Here is a 19,640-nt window from a genome sequence, read left to right on the forward strand (position 1 = left end):
AGTTTCCCGGGGGCCTCGCCCGTCCCCCTCCTGGTCTCACACCTCGAAGCCGGGGTCGTCCCCGTCCGTCCCCTCCCCCGCGTCGCCCTCCTGGTACGCCGGCGGCGTGGTGGCCAGCCCCAGGGCCTCGCGCGCGGCGACCGAGGCGGAGGGGACGATCAGGTCGTACCCGGTGTCGTAGTGCTCGTAGAAGGTGTCCGCGTCGGAGGCCTTCGCGGCTTCGGCCCATTCCTCGCGGGCCGCGTCCAGGTCCTCGGCCAGGCCGGCGACCGGCCGCTCGGCGCCGGCCGGCCAGGTGTGCCCGCGCAGCCGCCGGCTCTGTTCGCCGAGCGCGCTCTCCATCCGGCCCGCCCACTCCCGGTGAGCCGGCAGGTCGTCCTCGATGTACGCGGTCGCGGGCTCGGACTGCAGTGCCTCGTCGAGGAGTTCGGCCGCCTTCAGGAAGGTGACCTGGTCGGCGTCGAGCGTCGTCTCGTCGTTGCGCAGGGAGCCGGTCAGGACGTCGCCCTCCTCCGCGCCACCGAACAGACAGGTCACCTCCCGGTCACCCGCCCGCCAGCTCTGCCGGGTCGGCGTGAGGTAGTAGATGTCGACGTTCGCGGGCACGGCCCAGGCGTCCATGGCGTAACCGGTGCGCAGCGCGTAGCACTTGTCGTCAGCCGTGCGCGTGACCGAGTCGTCCCCCGGGAAGGGCCCCTCGGCCAGGTCGAAGACGGCGAACACCTCACCGTCGTGCGCACCGGCGCAGGGCACCTCGTCGATGTCGTACGTCACGCCGCCCAGCGAGCCGTCGGGGGTGTCGAAGCACTGGCCGGTGTCGAGGGAGTACGCGGTGCCCTCGCCGCTCGCCGCCTCCCTGAAGCCCTGCCAGAAGGCGGACGCCCCGCCCGTGGTGAGCGCCACCGCCCACAGCACCAGCCCCACCGAGGACACCACCGCACCGGCCACCGCGAACCCCGTGCCGCGCTCGCCCCGCCGCCTGATCTGACTGAGCGCGATCAGCCCCAGCACCAGCCCGACGGCCGGCAGGAAGCACAGCAGGCCGAGCACGAGGGCGGAGATGGCGATCCCGTTGACGGGCGCCGGGCGGGGCGGCGCGTAGGGCCGGCCCCAGGCCGGGTGCGGGTGGGGCGGCGGCGGTATGGACACGTACCGTGCTCCTGACTCGGACGGCGGCGCGCAGGCGTCCGCGGACATGCCGTACCGCTGCCTGCCGTACGGCTGGGCGCATCGTAAGCGCCCGGCGGCGAGCACGCGGAGTCGTTTCCCTGGTGAGGGCGGCGGAACGGGCCCCTCCGGAGCGGAGCGGGAACCGGAGCGGGAGCGGCGGCGTCACCGCGAAGCCCGCAACAGCCCTTCCACTCCTTGCAGGAAGGTCTCGCAGACCAGCTCCGGATCGAAGAGGCAGCCGGCCGCCATGGCGCCGTCCCGGAGCATGACGAGGTGCCGGCCGGCCGCGTCGGCGGGCCGGTGGCCGTTCTCCGCCAGCAGTTCCGTGACCGTGTCCAGGAACCAGGCCCGATGGGCCAGTACGGCCTGGTGGATCGGGTGGGCGGGGTCGGGGTACTCGGCCACCGCGTTGAGGAAGGCGCAGCCGCGGAAGCCGGGGGACCGGATGCCTTCGGCGATCGAACGGCTGACGGCCCGGATCCGGTCCTCCGCCGACCCGCCGCCCGCCCGCGCGGCGTCCACCTGCGCCCGGATTCCCCGGTCGGCCTGGTCGAGGTAGGCGAGGACGAGGTCCTCCTTGCCCGCGAAGTGCCGGTACAGCGTCGCCCGGGTCACCTGCGCCTCCGCGATGATCCGGTCGACGCCGACGGAGTGGATGCCCTCCGCGTAGAAGACCCTCGTCGCCGTACCGAGCAGCCGGGCCCGCGCCTCGGACGTGCTGCCGCCTTCTGTGCCCTGCCGCATGGCTCCGAGGCTACCAAACCGAGGAGGGAGAACGTTCGGTCTTGACAGGGGTCGCGGAGTCCTCTTGAGTGAGAAAAGAGACCGAACGTTCTCCCTCTCGCCGTACGTTGGGAGCCGTCCCGTCCCGCGCCACTTCCCTGTCACTGAAAGGCACCCGATGAACTCCCGCCTCGGCACCACCACCGCCGTCACCCCCGCCACCGACGTCTCCTCAACACTGCGGAAGCTGTACCTCCTGCGCTTCGCGTTCGCCGCCGTCTGGGCCGCCCTGCTGTTCGCGACCGCCGACGCCCTGGGCCCGCTGAGCGTGCCGCTGCTGGTGCTCTATCCCCTGTTCGACGTGGCGTGCGCCGTCGTCGACGTCCGGTCCGCCCGCGCGAACGACGGTCCCGTCCGCGGCCTGTACGTCAACATCGCGCTCAGCACCCTCACCGGCATCGGCCTCGCCGTCGCCGCCACGTCCGGCATCCCGGCGGTCCTGCGCGTCTGGGGCGTCTGGGCCGTGACGGCGGGGCTCGTCCAGCTCGCCGTCGGCGCCACCCGCCGCCGGCTGGGCGGCCAGTGGCCGATGATCGCCGGCGGCGCCATCTCCACCCTCGCCGGCGCGTCCTTCTTCGCACAGGCGGGCAAGGACGGCGCCGGCCTGAGCAGCCTGGCCGGTTACGCCTTCCTCGGCGGCGTCTTCTTCCTCGCCTCCGCCCTCCGCCTGAGGCGCGCCGACGGCGATGTCTGACGCCGGCCGAGCTGACCGAACTGGAGAGGCGGAGAAATCCGTGGCGCACCGGCCGGCCCCGCGACGAGACTGCGCGAGTGAGCAACGACCTCTGCCCCTGTCCCTGCTGCGGGCACCGTGTGCTCGACGCCATGCCCGGCTCTCACGGAATCTGCCCCGTCTGCTTCTGGGAGGACGACCGGGTCCAGTTCCGCTGGCCGACCGTGTCCGGCGGAGCGAACCAGGTCTCCCCGGTCGACGCCCAGCGCAACTACCAGGACTTCGGCGCCTGCGACCAGCACGGCCGACGGTACGTCCGCCCTCCGTCCGCCGACGAGCCGCTCGACCCCGCCTGGCGCCCCATCGACCTGACGCGCGACTCCTTCGAGGCCTGGGACGCCGAGGACCGTGCCCCCTGGCCCGAAGACAGCTCGGCGCTCTGCTGGTGGCTCCCCACCTTTTGGCGTCGCGACCGCCCGATGCCATGACCTCCCGCATCGAGCGACTCGTCCAGCAGCTCGACGGCGAAGCCGGCGAGTCCTACGACGCCCGCGCGGAGCTGATCCGGATCAGCTCCGACGTCGTCCCCGCCGTCATCGACGGGCTTCCCTCCCTCGGTGCCTTCGGTCAACTGACCGCCATCGAGGTCTTCGAGGAGGTGGGCGATCCCGTTGCGGTCCCGCTCTCATCGGCCTGCTGGACAGCGACAACCCGACCGTCCGCGAATGGGCGGCCATGGCCCTGGTGAGCCTGGAGATCGACGGCGCCATCGAGCCCCTGCGCCGCGCCTACCGCACATGCCTGGAACGGGCGACCCCACCGGATTGGACCGAGTCTGTCGGCATCCGCTGGACGCTGACCGAACTCGACGCCCGTAGCCCTGTCTCCCCCACTCACCGCGCGCCTGCGGGCCACCGCCGCAGATGATGCCCCTGGTGGGCCCACGGCCCACTTCACCGCGATCATCAACGACCTCGCCGACCACACCCAGGTGATCCTCTACTCCCAGTTCTGGCGCGTGGACACCGGCCGCACGTACGGCGTCTCCGACACCGGCCTGGCCGTCTCGCTCCCCGGCCCCGGAAGGCCCGCCGTTCACCGACCCGGACGTGGCTCCCGCTGCGAGTCCGTTCGCGCCGAGGACGGCGGAGGGCAGCGCGAACATCGGGGACCGGCGCCAGGATCGATGGGAGACGAGCGAGGACGACACTCCGTCTCCCCACTTCTGGGACCCGTCGCACAGCCCGCGCCGGACCGCCGAACCCAGTCCTTGGGACGAGGACGAGGAGAACGGCATGTGATCCGGTAGACGGTCGACTCTCCGAGGCTCCCCTTCCCTGCACGCCGCGGCAGGGAAGGGGAGCCCTTCCTGTCTCGGGACTCATGCAAGCCCATCACCGAGTTCGCCCCCAGGCCCCTTGCGCACAGTCGCGAGAAACGGCAATGCGAAGACGGAGGTCCGAGGAGATCGAACAGACGGGTCTTCTCACCATGTGTTCATCCGCTCCTCCCGGTGGCGAGAAGGCGATGCACGTGCACCGGCCTGACCCGGCCCATGCGGCGGGCCCTGGCCGCTGCCTGGTGTTCGATGGTCGGCTTGATCTGTGGTTCGCAGATGATCACGGCGGAGGCAGCCTGCGTATTGAGGCCGACAGTGGGACGTACAGCGAGCGCCGCCTTCACCACGCCCAACACTTTCTTGAAGTGGGAGACGGCTCTGACGCCGCCCGCACCGCCTCGACCCCTCCACGGTCACCGGCCACTGCCCGCGCCGCCTCGTACAGTCACGCTCCCCTCGCAACCGTGTCCAGCTCACTACACCCCGCGCGTTGCACCCCCCTCTCGCAGTCCCCGCGTCCTCTCACCGCCCGATCCGGCCGTGGACAAGGTGTTCGTCCAGTCCGGACAGGATGCCGAGGTCCCACCGGACGGATGCCTATGACCAGGGCTTCTGCAGGTCAGAGGCCGTTTTTCCGAACTTCGGGACATGGGAGGAGTCGGCACAGATCGGTCGGGCCTGCATGAGATTTTCACCACCGAAGCATTACGACCGCCGGTAGGCTCAATAGCATGAGCGGTAGCAAGAAGTACTCCATCAGCTTGCCCGAGGACCTCGCCGAGGCCGTACGCGCCCATGTCGGCCCCGGCAGCTTCTCCGCCTACGTCGCTGAGGCACTCGAACAGCGGGTCGCCATGGACAAGCTCCGGGAGATCGTCGCCGACTTCGAGACCGACAACGAAGCTCTCGCCCGCGACGAGGTCGAGGCCGCCCGGGCGCTGCTGCGGCACGACCACCGGCAGCCCGGCGGGGCCGCCGCCTGATGCCCGGCACCCTCCTGCTCGACAGCGAAGGCCTCTCGAAGCTCTACCTCAAGGACCGTACCGTCGTGGCCTTGGTCCAAGCGGCCTCGGAAGAGGGCATCCGCGTCGCCACCAGCGCCATGACCACGCTGGAGGCCGACTACGAGCGCATCCACCCGGCGCGTATCAAGTGGATCCTCTCCCGCGTCGACGTTCACGACGTCACCAAGGAGATCACCGACCAGGCCGCCGCGCTTCTGCGCGCCGATCACCTCCACGGCCACAAGCACGCCATCGATGCCGCCTTCGCCGTCATCGCCCGCAACACACCCCGGCCGGTCACGGTCCTCACGTCCGACCCCGAGGATCTGACACTCCTGTGCGGCACTTCCGTCGAGGTCGTCAAGGTTTGAGGCGGTCTGACGCCGACAGGCCCGTCACTGCCCCTCATCGAGAGGGCGAGGCCTCCCTGCGGACAAAGACTTGTGCCCGACCCACCAACAAGCGCGTCGGACACAGTTCTCGACGAAACGTCACACGTTGAAGCGGAATGTCTGGGATCTGATCCTGACCTGCGGCGGAGCCCTCTTCCGGGCTCTGACCTGGGATGTCTTGGTTGGCATGCGTTGGCTGCCGACGGCCGTTTACGGGTGTCCTGCGGACTGGCTGCGGACTGGCCGGGGGTGCCGTGGCAGAGAAATCCATGGCACACAGGCGGGGCCTATTAGGAGACTGCGCAGGTGAGCGACTCCTACCCCTGCCCGTGTTGTGGGCACCGCGTGCTGGGCGTGGTGCCCGGCTCGTACGAGATCTGCCCCGTCTGCTTCTGGGAGGACGACGGGATCCAGTTCCGCTGGCCGACCATGGCCAGCGGGGCCAACAAGGTCTCCCTGTTCGAGGCCCAGCGCAACTACCAGGACTTCGGCGCCTGCGACCAGCACGGCCGGCAGTACGTCCGTCCTCCGGTCGAGGACGAGCCGCTCGACCCCGCCTGGCGCCCCATCGACCCGACGCGCGACTCCTTCGAGGAATGGGGCGTCGGGGACCGGGCTCCGTGGCCCGACGACCACTCGGTGCTCTGCTGGTGGCTCCCCACCTTCTGGCGCCGGGACCACCCTGACCACCCGCATCGAGAGACTCGTCCAGCAGCTCGACGACTCGACCGGCCCGTCGTACGACGCCCGCGCGGAACTGATCGCCACCGGCTCCGACGCCATCCCCGCCCTCGTCGACGGGCTGTCCGCACTCGACGGCTTCGCGCAGCTGACCGCCATCGAGGTCTTCGACTCTGCCCCTCAACTTTCCTACTCTAAGGCAGAATTACCGCTGCACGCTGCGACTGCGTCCAGCAGCACACCTGCACAGTCTTGGAGACGTCATGCACGTGGGAAATCAGGCTCTGCTCGAACGCTTGGACCGTGGGCCGTGTTTCCTGCTGCTCGGCCAACGCTACCTGTCGATCGAGACCGGCTCCGACCCCCTGGCTGGTCCACTGGTCAGGGCTCTGGGGGTCAATGGGCCTCAGCAGAGTGTTTACCAGGCGGTGCTCGGTCTCGCCCCAGGTCAGCGTCAGGCTGCGGCCAAGGCGCTGACCGAGGCCGGGCGTGCGCTGGTGCTACCACCCCCTGTGCGGACCACCCTGGAGTTCCCTTGGAATGGGGTACTCTCCTCGGCCGTGGACCCGGCGTGGCGAGCGGGCCTGCAGCGTGAGTGGCGAACCATTCAGCAGATCGTCCCACAGCGCGATCGGACCCGGGTCTCGCGCAATGCCTTCGACGTCCAGGCGCTCATGCTCTTCGGCGGAGTGGACCAGCCCGCCGACGACCAGCCTCCCGCGACCAGACCCGAGCTGACCCGCCGCCGGGCGATCGCGGCCGAGGCGCTCGGCCGTGTGGTGTCCGACGCTCTCACCCCCAGAGGGCTTCTGGTGATCGAGGGCTGGGGTCTCGACGACTGGCTCACCCCCGAAACGCTGTACGCACAGATCTGCGACGCCGTGCCGGGCCAGGTGCACCTGTTCTCGGCCACCGACGAAATCCTAGCGGACGACCACATCCAGGAGGCCATCGATCTTCAGGTTCTCGTCCCACACCGGGAATCCTTCGCATCGGTCGTGGTCGAGGCCCGCAGTACGGGCCGACTGAGCGAGGAACGTCCGGCGACGGCACTCACCCGGGCCCTGCGCGTAGGTGACCGGCTCCTGACGATGGACCGGAGCCGTTGGCAGCGCATCCTGCCGCACGCCCGTCCCATGGACGTCGACCTACTCGACGATCCGCCCGCCGAATCGTCCGAGCGCCGATATCAGAAGTTTCGGGAGTTCCTCGGCACGAGCGACGGCTCACCGGCGTGGTGGGCCCATGCCCGGGGGTTGTCGTTCGAGCGGTCCTTCGAGCAGGCTCTTTCGGACCTCGTGGAGCAGTCCGCCGGCGCCCGGGAGCAGAGGGGCCCGCTCATGGTCGTCGGGCAGTCCGGCACGGGCAAGAGCGTCGCGCTGGCCCGGCTGGCCTTCCAGACGGCACGCAGCGGACGACGCGTCGTACTGCACATCCCCAGGCGCTCGACCCGACCTGAGTATGAGGCACTCGACGACTTCTGTCTCTGGGCCGAGGAACAGACGGGCGGTAACACGCTGATCGTCTGGGACGGCATGATCGAGCCGCAGGAGTATCGAAGGCTCTTCGACTATCTGCGCAGCCGTGGTCGGAAGGTCGTCGTCGTGGGCAGCTGCTACTGGGACGCGGACCTCTTCGCCGGCCCCTACAAGCGCAGACAGCGGCCCTCTGGGAAGTCCTCGCCAGCCAACTCCCGTTACGTACCCGGGCGGGACTTCATCAAGGCTCCCGCGACACTCGCTGGCAAGGAGCTGCAGCGCTTCCTGCGCTACCTGGGAGATTTTGACGTCCGGCTCAAGCCCGGCGACGAGCAGGCCGTATCGCGCGACGGGTCGTTTCTCGCGGCGCTGTACCGACTGTTGCCCGAGGTGCACGGCTCGCTGTCCAGCGGGCTGGCCCTGGAGCTGCGCCGGTCGGAACATCTGCTCAACACGGCCGCGCGCACGCGTATGGACTTCCGGGCGAACAGCGCCATGGCGGACGCACTCGAAAGAGCCGGACTGCTGCACGGTCTGGAGGTGGTTCTGGACCACAACGGCGACACCCTGGCCTCCGCGGAGAACGACCCATACGAACGGCTACTGGGCCTAGTTTTGCTGATTCACAGTCACGGTCTGCGCATACCCCTTGAGTTGGCCCTGCGGACCATCGGCCGGGACGGTGTACGCAACCTCCCCGACCTGCTCAGCGGCATAGACATCATCCGCTGGGACGAGGACGAGGTGGGCAACTACACCCTCGGCGGCCGCAACCAGCTGGAGGCCCGGCTGCTGACGCAGGCAAGGGGCTCGGGAAAGGGGCGGGAGGCATCCCAGATCGCCGAGGTCCTCGAACTCGTACGCCCCGACGCACGGGCACGGGGCGGCGGCCCCGAGATCGACTTCGCCCTTGAACTACTGACCCGCATCGGACCGCAGGGCGACCGCGACCAGCGCCTCTACGGGGCGCACTACCTCGAATTCGCCGACTCCATCGCGGAACTGTGCATGCGCGTGGCCGACCCGGTGGTCCACGCCAGACTCACACACAAGGAAGTCAATCTGCGCCGGGAGTGGGCGGTCCGGGACCAGCGCCGAGAGGGTACCGACCCCGACATGCGCATGGCCGCTCTGGAGGCGGCTCAGGAAGCCGTCGACGAGGTTCTCCGCTCGGCGGAGGACGTGGGCCTGAGACCGCAGATCAGACTCAACCTCTACGTCGAGCAGGCCAGTGTGCGAGGCTCGCAGCTGTACGAACTTCTACACTCGAACTCGGACGGCCAGCTGCCCTCTTCCCCGCCCTCCGAGGCGTACATCACCGACAAACTACAAGTCATTCAGCGAAGCGTGCAGTCCGCGCTGTCCTGTGAGGGGACCAACTACTACCCGGTCGACGTCCTGTGCTGGGTGTGCCTGAACACGCTCAAGGCTGGCGTCCTGTCCGACGAAGCCTCCGCCACCCTGCTCGGGAACTGCCTGTCGATGCTGACGGCGATCGACCCGGACACGCTCGACCCACGCCAGGCGGCCCGCTATCACAGCAAGTTCGAGGAGATTGCGACCCTGGCCGGGGACACGGTGCTGGCCGAACAGCAGCTCAAGAAGCTCGAAGCGTACGACGAGCCACTGGCCGCCTTTTTCTACGCCCTCAAGGTGAGCGGCTTCCTACAGAAGAACCCCCAGCAGGGGGGTGCCCGGCGGGCGTTGAAGCATCTCCGCGAGCGGCCGGACCGGCTCCAGGACGAGAGGTGCATCCGTCTCGCGGTTGATCTGCAGTGGTTCGCGCGGACGGGCGAGCGGTTCATGTCTGGCGAGCGTCAGACGCTGCCTCTGGACAGCGCAGCCTGGCAGGAATGCCTCGATCTCACCGAACTGGCGACGATGCACGACGTGGTGAACTCACTACGCGTAATGTTCATGCGGGCGCTGGCCTTGTTCCACATGGGCAGGGTCGAACACGCACTGGACGCCTTCCGCGAGTTGGACCGCCTGTCCTTCGAACAGCGCGACCGCAGGCGGGTCATCAACGTCTACGTGGCGAGTTCCGAGGACGGCATGCCCAGAGTGTTCCGCGCCCGGGTGCTACGGGTGGACTCGGACTCCCGTAGCGGTCGCTGCTGGGTCGAGGACTACCAGCGGGAGTTTCCCTTCGACCCGGTCAACTTCGGTGCGGACCAGGCGATCGTCGGCCGAACGTTCGACGCCTACGTGGTGTTCAACATGCGTGGCCCCTGGCTTGAGCCCCCACGGGAGCCCGGAGAACGGCGCGGCCCTACGCTTCTCGGTCCCGCCGGGGAGAGTCACCACGAGACGAGGGGGGTCCAGTGACGACGCCACCTGCCGTTGCGCCGGAGGCCGCCTGGAACCGGATGACCCGGTTGCACATGGATCTGGACCGGCTGACCCGCCGTCTCCTCGAACGGCAAGCAGGCATGGACGTCAGCCTCCCGCCGCCGGACTTCTCTCATCCACAGACTGCGTTCTTCGCCACAACCGTCTGGACGAGTGCGTGGTACAAGGAAGCATGGTCGGTGAGCCACGGCTGGCTGGAATCCCAGGCGAAGGCTCTGGGACACACGGTGCCCGACGCGAAGTTTGTCCATGTGCTGGGGCGGCTGCGTACCTTCCTCGTCCACCACGTCGACCGAAGTCGACCCAAGGACGAGAAGACGGAGAAGACCTGCGTCGAGTGGTTCGAGGCAGCGTGCGGATCGGCAGTACCGCACGCTGCCGACGAGTGGCACGAGTGTTTGGCACGATTGCTCGCTCAGAATGAGGCGCACACTCAGTTCGTCTTCGACACCGCCAAGTCGGTGGAACGGAGCGCCGATCGGGACACTCTTGTCGACCAGTGGCGCTCGGTTCTCGAGCGACGGGACTATCCGAGATACCAGCGCAGCCTCCAGGAGGCTGCCGGCGATCTGGGGCTTGAACGGCTCGACGACCGGCAGCTCAATGTCATCCACGACCAGTACCGCGCCCGCTGGGAGAAGGCGATCTCCCAGCTGCCGCACGAAGCTGATTTCACGAGTGCCATGCGGCTCATGGCCGAGTGGGCCCTGCTCGCCGACACTGGTAGATCACTTGCCGTGGGCGCGGCCGATGTAATACGCACGCTCGGTCTGCCACCGGGGGTGAAGGTGGCTCAGGCACTGCGGCTCGCTCAGCTGCTCCATGAGATCCACCCGGACGACACCACCGACGAGCTGCTGCGCCGCCTGTCGTGGCACTGGAAGGGGTTGTTCACTCCAATGTGAGCCTCTCCAAGCAAGCCGCCCATCTTCTGTGCCGGGATGAGGGCTCAGACCCATCCGCTAAGAGAAACGGGGTATCCGCCAGACAAGTACTGACGGAGAGCGCTGGCTGTGGTGTCCACGAAGGCATCGGGGATTGCGCCAGCGCCGACCCACCGGACCTGGGAGTGCTTGCGGGGTTCGCGGTTTTCGGGTTCGCCGGTCCATTCGTGGGCGACGAAGACGACGGTGAGGAAGCCGTTGGGGGCCTCGACGCCCCAGGCGCCGTGGATGATGTGGGCGACCTTGAGGGACTCGGGCTTCACCGTGAGGCCGGTCTCCTCGTAGAGCTCGCGGACCGCGGTTTCGGTGATGGGCTCGCCCGGCTCGCTCTTGCCGACGGGGAGGTCCCACAGGCCCTGGGCGAACTTGGCGTTCTCACTGCGCTGGAGCAGGACCACGCGGTTGGTGGCCTTGTCGTGGACGATGACGGCGGCGACCAGCAGGGTCATGGATTCGAGCGCCGGCTTCAGGGCCTTCGGCTGATCGTCGGTCTGCTGGGCCACGGTGTTCCCTTCGTCGGACGGGTTGTTGGGCATGTTAGGCGAGGGCCTCGCGGGCGCGGCGGGCGAGATCGGCGGCACCGGGAACACGGCGGCGCTGGTAGACCGCGAGGGTGGAGCGGATCGAGGTGATCGCCTTGCGGGTGCGGTCGGACGTCATGCCCTCCATCAGGACCAGGGCCTGGGTCCAGGCGGCGACGGCCTCGTCGGCGCGGGCCTGGGCGGCCAGGCTGTCGCCGAGGTCTGCGTGGGTGAGGGCGTGGACGCGCTTGTACTTCTCAGGGTCCCAGCAGGTGAGGGCGTCGCGGTGCTGCTGCTCGGTACCGATGTGGTCCGCGAGATCGGTCAGGGTGCGGGCGGTGTGGCTGGCCACGGTGCCGGCGGCCGGGCCGCTCACACGGGAGTAGCTGGGCTGGGGACCGTCGTCCCGTAGGAGGGCGTCCTCGGCGGCGAGCAGGGCGCACGCGGCCTGGGGGTTCTCGTTCACGGCGGCGTAGGCGCGGGCGTGCGTGATGTGGAGGAGAGCCTCGGTCTGGCCGTCGACGTGGCCGAGACCCGTGCGGAGGGCTCCTTCGACGAGGTCGACGCAGTGGTGGGGCTGTTTGAGGCTGAGGGCCTGGTGGGCGAGGGCGCGCATCATCCAGGCTGCGTGGCCGTGAGGGTCGGCTTCGCAGGCGAGCTTGTAGCCGACCTGGTAGTAGCGCTGGGCGGCGCCTTCCTGGCCGAGGTCGTGGTGCTTCCACCCTGCGAGGTAGGCGAGTTCGGCGACGGCGCCGAAGGCGGCCCGGCGTAAGGCTTCGCTGGGGAAGCGTCCGCGCAGCATGGGGGCGGCGGTGTCGGCGAGGTACGCGGTGACGGTGGTCAGGCCGTGCCCGCCGCCGAGGCGCTCGTCAGCGGCGCTGAAAGCCGCGGTGATCTGGCGTACGACGTCCACGTCCTCCGTGCCGACCAGGGACGTGCCAGTACGGGCGCGAAGCATGCGGGCGGTGGCCTCGTGGTCGTAGCCGAGCGGCATGGCGACGCCGGCGGTGGTGAAGGCTGCGATGGCGAGGAAGCGGCGGCGCTCGACGTCGGCCCGGCCCAGGTCGGTGACCGCGAGGACAGGGTCGGATTCCGCCGGCTCTTCTTCATCACCAGCCTGGAGGGCAATCTCGCTTTGAGTGACCGTGCGCCCCGCTCGGCGGGACAACGCCTCGGCCAGGTACTGACCTACCCGGCCCGACGGAGCACGGGTCCCGTTCACCCAGTGCGAGATGGCCGACTTGTTGGTCTGGAGGATCTCGCCGTTCTCGGCGGCGATGCGCCGCACGTCTCGGGCGAGGGCCTCGTAGGTGCAGCCGACCGCGTCGATGGCATCGCGCAGACGGGAGTTGGGTTCTCTCTGCGCCGCCACGATCGCCTCCGTTCTGGAGCTGTAAACCGCGTATACCGCTTCAACTGCCTTCCACCGTACCCACTGAGCGTGACCACCGGTTCACTTATCAGCAGCCGCCCGGAACGGCGCGACCGTGATCCAGGCTCCCCCTTGGTCCGGGCGGCACCCCGAAGTTCCGTACGCCCACACCGGGCTCGGGCATTCCTATGCCCGAACCTGGCCGATCAGAGACGGAGACACGGTGACCACCATCGACACCACGGCCATCACGGTCGAGCTGCCCGAGGCGTTCGACCCGCGCTGGAGCCGCCTGCCCGGCATCCAGGTCGACGGCCGGCGCATCACGATCGACCCGGCGGAGTACTTCTTTCGCTTCGAGTCCAACTCCTGGCTCGTCGCCGACTGGGAGCTGGTCAAGGCCCAGCTCCTGGACGTGGATGAGACGACCGAGAGCGCGGTCGAGCAGCTCGCGCTCGACTTCATCAAGCAACACAGCGAATCCACCTCCGACGCGGCCCGCGTCGTGGCCACCGCGTACGAGGTGTACACGTACCTCTTCCGCGAGGAGCACCTGGTCGGCCTCGGCCTGCCGCAGATCACCGCCGACCACCTGCGGATGCTCCGCGAGGCCGCCACGCTCATGGCGCTCAACAAGGTCGAGCTGGACGGGCACATCTCCAACGTCGGCCCGTGCTGGTTCTTCCCCGCCGCCACCTCCGTCGTCTTCGACCTGGACGACGAGATGGGCGGGATGCTCGACGAGGTCTACCACGGCGGCTGGTTCAACGAGCACCGCCGGATCGAGTCCATCAAGGCCCACGCCGCCCTCGGCGGCCGGCTCGTGCACGGCTGCCAGTCCGTGCCGGACCAGTCCGGCGGCGTGGTCGCGCCCTACGGTGCCTCGATGGCGAACTTCCGCGACGACCTCGCCGCGTTCAAGGCGGGCTGGATCGAGCAGGTCTACGCCCACCGCGTGAACCCCGCCGCGTAACCACCCCCCGATCAGGCTCCGGGGCGGGCCGGCTTCCCTCGCCCACCCCGGACGCCACCGTCCCCCGGAGCCCTCCCGTGACCACAAACCCCAGCGCCGAACTCCTCGACAACCTGCTCACCGCGACCGGCCAGACCACCGCTGTACGGGAGGAGGTGCGCGTGTGGTCCATGTCCGGCGTCGAGCGCGTGACCTTCCCCGACGGCACCACGGCCATCTTCAAGTACGCCAAGAAGCCCTTCGACAGCGAGGACCAGGCCCTCCGCCTGGCGCACACCCTCGGCGTTCCCGTCCCCCAGGTCCACGCCTCCGCCGTCCTGGACGGCTGGCTCGGCATGCTCATGGACGACCTCGGACCATCCGTCCGCGAGGCCGACGACCTCGACGGCGTCGCCGCGGCCGTGGTCCTGCACGGAACCCGTACGGCTCCGCCCTTGCCCGTCCTCGACCAGGACCGGCTGCGCGCGCTCCCGGCCCGGGCACTGGAGCACCTCGAACGGCTCCGCAAGGCCGACCGGTGGCAGGACGCCGACGACGTCGAGGACGCGCTCGACCGGATCGCCCAGGCCGCCGAGGCCCGCTCGGCCGGAGCGACGCTGGAACCGTTCGGCTGGGTCCACTCCGAGTTCCACCCCACCAGCCTCCACATCGGCGAGCGCGGCTGGCGGCTGCTCGACTTCGCCCGCGCCTTCACCGGCCCCGGCCTGCTCGACCTCGCCGGCTGGCACGGCACCATCGAGCCCCCGCACCCCGTACGCCTGCGCGTCTTCCTGGAGCAGTACGTCACCGCCGGCGGCACCCCCGACGCCCTCGCGCCACGCGGCGGGCTCGCCGCCGAGAACTGGGCCCTGGGCTGGCATCGCATGTGGGCCGTCGAGTGGTTCATGGCGCAGTCCATCCGCTGGATCAACGACCCGGCCACCGACCCCGCCTACACCAAGGTTGTCCGCCGCCACCTCACCGACGTCTTCCACCTCCTGGAGATCTGACGTGCTCGCCCAGGCATCCCCCTGGCACGCCCACGCCCTCCAGCGCACCGCCGCCGGACTCGCCGAACCCCTTTCCGTGCCTGCCCGGATGGAATGGACCACGAGACCCGGCCAAGGGCCCGGCGCCGACGTTCTCGGCCCCGACCTGCGCGGCAAGCGACTCCTGGAACTCGGCTGCGGCCCCGGACACAACGCCGCCCACCTCGCCACCCGCCACGGCGCCCACGTCACCGGCATCGACCTGGTCGGCCTCCAAGTCCGCCGCGCCCGCTCCCACTACGGACGGCTGAACAACCTCACCTTCGCAGCCGGCCACGCACTGCACTACCTGCAAGCCTCCGACGAGCAGTTCGACGCGATCTACTCCGTTTTCGGAGCCATCGGCCTCGTCGCCCCCGAGCTCCTCCTGCCGGCCATCGCTCAGCGCCTCACGCCCGGCCGGGTGCTCGTCTTCTCCGTCCCTCACCCGCAGCGCGGCGGCCGAAGCCCCTCGGGTGACGACCGACCTCGCCGCGACCACGTCACCCTCCCCGACCACACCCGGCTCCCCATCGCCCGGTGGGAGTTCTGCACGGACCGCTGGGAGAAGCACCTCAGTCGAGCGGGTTTCTGGCTCACCTCCGCCCAGGAGTTCCACGACCCCCACATGGGCCACTGGCCGACCACCCTGCTGATCCGCGCCCGCAAGCTCTGACCAGCCACCCGCCCGGCTTCCCCCCGGAGGAACCGATGCGCCCGCCCTACCTGCTCCTCGACGTCGACGGCGTCCTCATACCCTTCCCCCACCCGGACGGCTCGACCCCGGCCACCCACGCCCGCCACGACGTCGTCCCCGCCGGCCGCAGTGCCGACAACCCGGTCACCGTCTGGCTCAACCCCGACCACGGCCGCCTTCTCATGGACGTGATCCGAACCGGCCTGGTCACCCCCGTCTGGTGCACCAGCTGGCGCCAGGACGCCACCACCCTCATCGGGCCCCTTCTCGGCCTCCCGGCCCTGCCGCACGTCGACCTGCCGCGTCCCCAGATCACCACCAGCCACCCCAACGGCTACCTGTGGAAGCGCGACCACGTCGACGCCTGGCTAGGCGACACCCCCGCTGTGTGGATCGACGACGACTTCACTGGCCTCGACCACACCTGGGCGGTGGAGCGCACCGCCCGCGGAATGGCGACCCTCCTCGTGCAGCCCGACCCACACGACGGGCTGCAGCCCGGGCACCTGACCGAGCTCACGACGTGGGTCTCGCAGGCACCCACAGCCCGCGCCGCCTGACGACTGATGCCCTCGCTGCCACGAGCAGCGAGGGCATCAGGGTGCGCTAGGGGCTCTGCCCTCCTGTGATGGATCTGGGAAAGGCTCTGCCCAGAGTTTCGTGAACGATCTTGAGCCTCTGGACGGACTCGGATGCGTGCAACAACGACTCCAGAGTCTCCCGGCAGTGCTCGGTCAGATTCGCATCCCCGAGTTACCGAGAGGCCCTGTCTTTATGCGCGCGCAACGGGAAGATCACTCCGGCGGAAACCTGTTCCACCCGCCCGTTCCGTGATCGGTTGAGACGCGACCCCTTGCGTCATATCAACTGTGCTGACTGTCATCTCAGTTGGGTACAGTCGTCTCTGGCTGCTCAGCGCTAGCGAGTCGTAACTGCCTTCCGCCGTACGGCGGGTCCGCCTCATGGCGGTGAGCCGGCACAGCGAGCCTTCGGGCCGTCCACTGGGCCTTTATCAGAGCAGTGCGTCCTTGTGACTGCGCGACCGGGTTGGCTGCTCGCACCACGTGCGGGGCAGTCTGCACTGTCGTGGGACACCCCTGTCCCGAGCGGCGGCCCACCAGGGCCACACTCCCGCCCGCGCACTTCCGGACATCACCGGAGCAGCGCCCACGACAGAAGGCACATTTCTGTGACCATCTCCGCTACCTTTCTCCCGCCCGGTGCCGAGACCGATGACGACGATGTCTCCCTGGGCGTGGTCGGCAAGTTGACAGCCGAGCAGACAGCGTCGATCGCCGCCGGCCTGATGGACATGGAGCCGATCCCCGCTCCCAGCGAGATGAGCTACCTGACCACGGCAGCAGGCGGCCACCCGTCGGTGACCTGTGGCAAGGACGCTGTCCAGGTGCTGCTGGCCGGTGCCACCCACCCCGAAGTCCTGGACCAGCTCACCCATCCCGACACGATGGCGGAACAGTTGTTCAGCTCCCGTGGGCGTGGCCGTAAGAACGCCCCGAAGCGGAAGGTGTCCAGGCTCGGCCGGCTGAAACAGCTCAGCACCGACACCTGCTACGCGGCGGTCATGCACAGCCCGTTCCACCAGATCGCCGGCGTGAAGGTACTTCCGGTCAATCCCCGGTTCCTAGCCATGGTGCAGCACGCCTTCACCAAGGGAAGCGTCACTGATCCCACCATCGAGGGCCAGACACCCGGACGACTGGAGATCCACCTGCCGACGCAGCAGAGCCTGCGGGACATGATGGTCCAGACCGTCGAGCACCACCTCATGGACTACGACTGGTCCGACTCCATAGCCCGAACCGGCACTCAGCACCCGCTGACGTGCATGGTCATGATCGTGCACTACGACGATGGCACCAGTGAGCTGATCGTCGTGTGCATCGATGGCCAGTCCCGCCTGGTGTCCGCCTGGCGGAACATCCTGAACATCAGCGGCAAGCCGCTCAAAGCTCCCGAGGCGCGCGAATACGCCGAGAAGATCGTGGGCCGGATGTTCGCCCACGACGCCATCGCCTCTTCCCGCAAGACCGTCAACCATGCGCTGCACACCGCAACGACCCGTTCGTGGACCGCCAGCGAGATGCGCGTTCTCCACTCGCACCTCGCCCCCACCAACCTGGTGCTCGGAACGTTCTCCCGCACGGGCGAGCCCTGCGACGCCTCCCAGTGGTTCACCGAGCACCTGACGCAGATCCACCTGCGTACCAGGTCCTGGGGCGGCGGCAGCGACAAGGAGAAGGCCGTTGCCGACGCCCTGACCGAGGCCGTCCGCAAGAACCTGCTCACCCAGCAGAAGTCCGACGCCCTGTCCGGACGCCTGCACGGCGAGGCGTTCGCCAACGCCACCAAGCTCCCCTTCCACCCCGCCTTCGCGCGGGCGGCGCTGTTCGCCACCGCGCTGTCCGGGGAAGCCGGCCAGTCCATCCGGACCTCCATCGCCGAATACCTCTCCCTTGACCCCAACGACGACAGCTTCCCCAAGAAGCTGCTGGAGATCCTGGCGATCTTCTCCACCCGCTTCCTCCGCTCGGACAACAAGAAGGTCTTCCCGCAGATGGTGAACACCTGGGGCGACGGCGGAGCCATTACCAGCCCGATGTGGCACCGTGTGGAGAACGGCGAACCCGCGTTCACCCTGACCTGCCTCCAGGATGACCTGCTCCACCTGGACCATCGCACGGCCGCCCAGCAGCTCACCGCGCAGTTGCGCGAGCGCGCCAAGAACGGTGACACCGAGGCCCTGGACGAGCTGGCTGTGCTGGGCGGTGACGCCTTGATCGTGGCCGACGCCCTGAACCGTGACCGTGGCTCTAAGGAGGACCTGGTTTCGGAGGGTCCGGTGGACAAGAAGACCCCATACCGGGCCAAGCCCCCCACCATCGTTGCGGCGCTCACCAAGACGGCGGCTGGCCAGCTCCTCCTCGGCGAGGCCCTGTCCAACTGGGTCGATCAGGTCCCCGGCTTCCCCGAGGACTACTCCCGCGGCTTCATCGTCCCCCAGATCAAGACCGACCTCGACGGGACTCCTAAGGTCGCCACCTCCTACGGCATGGCCGACCGCGCCTCGGAGTGGCACGTCTTCGAGATCGCCGAACCGGGCCTGCCCAGCAGGCGGCGCAATCAGATTGAGATCCGCCGGAACGCCGCCCGTGCCGAGGCTGCCAAGAACAACGCCAAGAGCACAGGCAGCGCCGCCACCATTGCCACGTTGCAGACCGACATCCACCGTGTCGAGCGGACCATCGAGAAGATCACCACGAGTACCAACCCGCCTTGCTTCGATGACGAGGCGCAGCGCGAGGCGATCCAGCAGCTGCTGTGGAAACTGGGAGGGGAGATCAAAGAGATCCCCGTTGCTCCCAAGCCCGTCGTTGGCGACCCCTACGCCGTGACCGACCAGGACGACGAGTGAGCACCGGATGGGCGCTCAGCGCCCAACTCGCCGCCAGCGTCGCGGCCATCCCCGGCCAGCGCCTGGCCGTCGCCACCGAACAGCTCGTCACCTGCGTATACTCGCTGCGCGAACGTAACGGCACCTTCACCACCCGGCGTCTGCCGCCATGGTCCTCGGCGATCTACGTGGCTCTCGATGAGCACCGACGCTGTCTGTACACCGGCATCGTCCAGCGCGGCACCACCAAGTACCCCGACCTGCTTGCCGTCAAAGACCGCACCGCCGAGCACTACCGCAACAACGAGCCAATCGAGACCCGTGCCACCTGGCACCACCTGTGGGTTATCCCGCTCCACCACGGCGTCCCGCGCCCCCAGCTCGAAGCATGGGAAACCCGGGTGCGGCAGCAGACCGCATCCCCGCAGACCCGCAAGAGCCGGCTACGCCCCGTGGCGTAACGCAACCATCAACGCTGGCCCCCGTACCGCACTGGGTACGGGGGCCAGCTCGTTGTACAGGGAGCAGTAGTCGGACGGAAGGAGCACTCCATGGATTTCGCGCCACCGAAGGATGCGTCGGCCACGTACCGGCCCCGGTGGGCCACGGCCCTGGACTCCATCGCCCTGGAAGCAGACCGCCGTGGAACCGACCCCAAGGCGCTGCGCAGCACCGCAGAAGGCCCAGGCCACACACGTGGTGCTCCGCCTGCATCGCTGGACCGGGCATCTGACCGGGGTCAGCGGTGCCGACTGTGCTCTTCGGGCCTCGTGTCCACTGGTGTGGCCGGAGGGCGCGGCGTGGCGGGCATGGACGACGTTCCGCTAGTGTCCTGCGCCAGT

Annotated in this window: 19 protein-coding genes and 1 pseudogene; 15 read left to right on the top strand and 5 right to left on the bottom strand. The window is 68.9% G+C overall.

The window, feature by feature from the left end; genetic code table 11:
• Positions 1-36: 36 nt before the first annotated feature.
• Positions 37-1,149, bottom strand: coding sequence for a DUF4190 domain-containing protein (locus J7I94_RS00580; protein WP_374198339.1), 1,113 nt, complete (start codon positions 1,147-1,149; stop codon positions 37-39).
• Positions 1,150-1,332: 183 nt separating this feature from the next.
• Positions 1,333-1,914: a TetR/AcrR family transcriptional regulator gene (locus tag J7I94_RS00585; protein ID WP_215164424.1), complete on the bottom strand. Its 582-nt coding sequence runs from the start codon at positions 1,912-1,914 to the stop codon at positions 1,333-1,335.
• Between the two features lie 157 nt (positions 1,915-2,071).
• On the opposite strand from J7I94_RS00585, the gene J7I94_RS00590 reads away from it, so the two are divergent.
• The 4 genes from J7I94_RS00590 to J7I94_RS00605 all read left to right on the top strand — a co-directional run bounded on the left by J7I94_RS00590 (position 2,072) and on the right by J7I94_RS00605 (position 3,927).
• Positions 2,072-2,647, top strand: coding sequence for a hypothetical protein (locus J7I94_RS00590; protein WP_215164425.1), 576 nt, complete (start codon positions 2,072-2,074; stop codon positions 2,645-2,647).
• Positions 2,648-2,724: 77 nt separating this feature from the next.
• The gene (locus tag J7I94_RS00595) at positions 2,725-3,114 is read left to right on the top strand and encodes a CPCC family cysteine-rich protein (protein WP_308114465.1); all 390 of its coding nucleotides are present in this window, start codon (positions 2,725-2,727) and stop codon (positions 3,112-3,114) included.
• A complete protein-coding gene (locus tag J7I94_RS38045; protein ID WP_251074449.1) occupies positions 3,111-3,374 on the top strand; it encodes a hypothetical protein in 264 nt (87 codons plus the stop codon). Before J7I94_RS00595 ends, J7I94_RS38045 begins: the two co-directional genes overlap by 4 nt.
• A gap of 361 nt (positions 3,375-3,735) precedes the next feature.
• Positions 3,736-3,927: a hypothetical protein gene (locus J7I94_RS00605; protein WP_215164440.1), complete on the top strand. Its 192-nt coding sequence runs from the start codon at positions 3,736-3,738 to the stop codon at positions 3,925-3,927.
• A 183-nt stretch (positions 3,928-4,110) separates the two neighbouring features.
• Here J7I94_RS00605 and J7I94_RS38050 read toward each other — a convergent pair.
• Positions 4,111-4,360 (bottom strand): annotated as a pseudogene (locus J7I94_RS38050) (ATP-dependent helicase); the annotation flags it as partial.
• Between the two features lie 336 nt (positions 4,361-4,696).
• On the opposite strand from J7I94_RS38050, the gene J7I94_RS00610 reads away from it, so the two are divergent.
• From J7I94_RS00610 to J7I94_RS00630, 5 genes are all read left to right on the top strand, one after another.
• On the top strand, positions 4,697-4,948 hold the full coding sequence (locus tag J7I94_RS00610; RefSeq protein ID WP_215164426.1) for a hypothetical protein: 252 nt from the start codon (positions 4,697-4,699) through the stop codon (positions 4,946-4,948).
• Positions 4,948-5,340, top strand: coding sequence for a DNA-binding protein (locus J7I94_RS00615; RefSeq protein ID WP_215164427.1), 393 nt, complete (start codon positions 4,948-4,950; stop codon positions 5,338-5,340). Before J7I94_RS00610 ends, J7I94_RS00615 begins: the two co-directional genes overlap by 1 nt.
• Before the next feature lie 327 nt (positions 5,341-5,667).
• Positions 5,668-6,240, top strand: a complete 573-nt coding sequence (locus J7I94_RS38055; RefSeq protein WP_308114466.1) for a CPCC family cysteine-rich protein — start codon at positions 5,668-5,670, stop codon at positions 6,238-6,240.
• 65 nt (positions 6,241-6,305) lie between these two features.
• A complete protein-coding gene (locus J7I94_RS00625) occupies positions 6,306-9,848 on the top strand; it encodes an ATP-binding protein (RefSeq protein WP_215164428.1) in 3,543 nt (1,180 codons plus the stop codon).
• The gene (locus J7I94_RS00630; protein ID WP_215164429.1) at positions 9,845-10,777 is read left to right on the top strand and encodes a hypothetical protein; all 933 of its coding nucleotides are present in this window, start codon (positions 9,845-9,847) and stop codon (positions 10,775-10,777) included. The genes J7I94_RS00625 and J7I94_RS00630 overlap by 4 nt, the downstream gene beginning before the upstream one ends.
• A 44-nt stretch (positions 10,778-10,821) precedes the next feature.
• Here the strand turns inward: J7I94_RS00630 and J7I94_RS00635 are convergent, their stop codons facing one another.
• Together J7I94_RS00635 and J7I94_RS00640 are read right to left on the bottom strand one after the other, a co-directional pair.
• The gene (locus tag J7I94_RS00635) at positions 10,822-11,352 is read right to left on the bottom strand and encodes an NUDIX domain-containing protein (protein WP_215164430.1); all 531 of its coding nucleotides are present in this window, start codon (positions 11,350-11,352) and stop codon (positions 10,822-10,824) included.
• Position 11,353: 1 nt separating this feature from the next.
• Positions 11,354-12,709, bottom strand: coding sequence for a tetratricopeptide repeat protein (locus J7I94_RS00640; protein WP_215164431.1), 1,356 nt, complete (start codon positions 12,707-12,709; stop codon positions 11,354-11,356).
• Between the two features lie 223 nt (positions 12,710-12,932).
• Here J7I94_RS00640 and J7I94_RS00645 point away from each other — a divergent pair, with 223 nt between their 5' ends.
• From J7I94_RS00645 to J7I94_RS00670, 6 genes are all read left to right on the top strand, one after another.
• Entirely contained in the window at positions 12,933-13,682 is a 750-nt protein-coding gene (locus tag J7I94_RS00645; protein ID WP_215164432.1) for a hypothetical protein, read from the top strand.
• A gap of 77 nt (positions 13,683-13,759) precedes the next feature.
• A complete protein-coding gene (locus J7I94_RS00650; protein ID WP_215164433.1) occupies positions 13,760-14,671 on the top strand; it encodes a phosphotransferase family protein in 912 nt (303 codons plus the stop codon).
• Between the two features lies 1 nt (position 14,672).
• Positions 14,673-15,365 (top strand): bifunctional 2-polyprenyl-6-hydroxyphenol methylase/3-demethylubiquinol 3-O-methyltransferase UbiG, encoded by a 693-nt coding sequence (locus tag J7I94_RS00655; protein ID WP_215164434.1) that lies wholly within the window; start codon positions 14,673-14,675, stop codon positions 15,363-15,365.
• Positions 15,366-15,400: 35 nt separating this feature from the next.
• Positions 15,401-15,946 carry an HAD domain-containing protein gene (locus J7I94_RS00660; protein ID WP_215164435.1) on the top strand — a complete coding sequence of 182 codons (546 nt, stop codon included), beginning with the start codon at positions 15,401-15,403 and terminating at the stop codon, positions 15,944-15,946.
• Between the two features lie 629 nt (positions 15,947-16,575).
• Positions 16,576-18,819: a hypothetical protein gene (locus tag J7I94_RS00665; RefSeq protein ID WP_215164436.1), complete on the top strand. Its 2,244-nt coding sequence runs from the start codon at positions 16,576-16,578 to the stop codon at positions 18,817-18,819.
• Positions 18,816-19,259, top strand: a complete 444-nt coding sequence (locus J7I94_RS00670) for a hypothetical protein (RefSeq protein WP_215164437.1) — start codon at positions 18,816-18,818, stop codon at positions 19,257-19,259. The genes J7I94_RS00665 and J7I94_RS00670 overlap by 4 nt, the downstream gene beginning before the upstream one ends.
• The last annotated feature ends 381 nt before the right edge of the window (positions 19,260-19,640 follow it).

Source organism: Streptomyces sp. ISL-12, from assembly GCF_018614415.1.
Classification (GTDB): Bacteria; Actinomycetota; Actinomycetes; order Streptomycetales; family Streptomycetaceae; genus Streptomyces.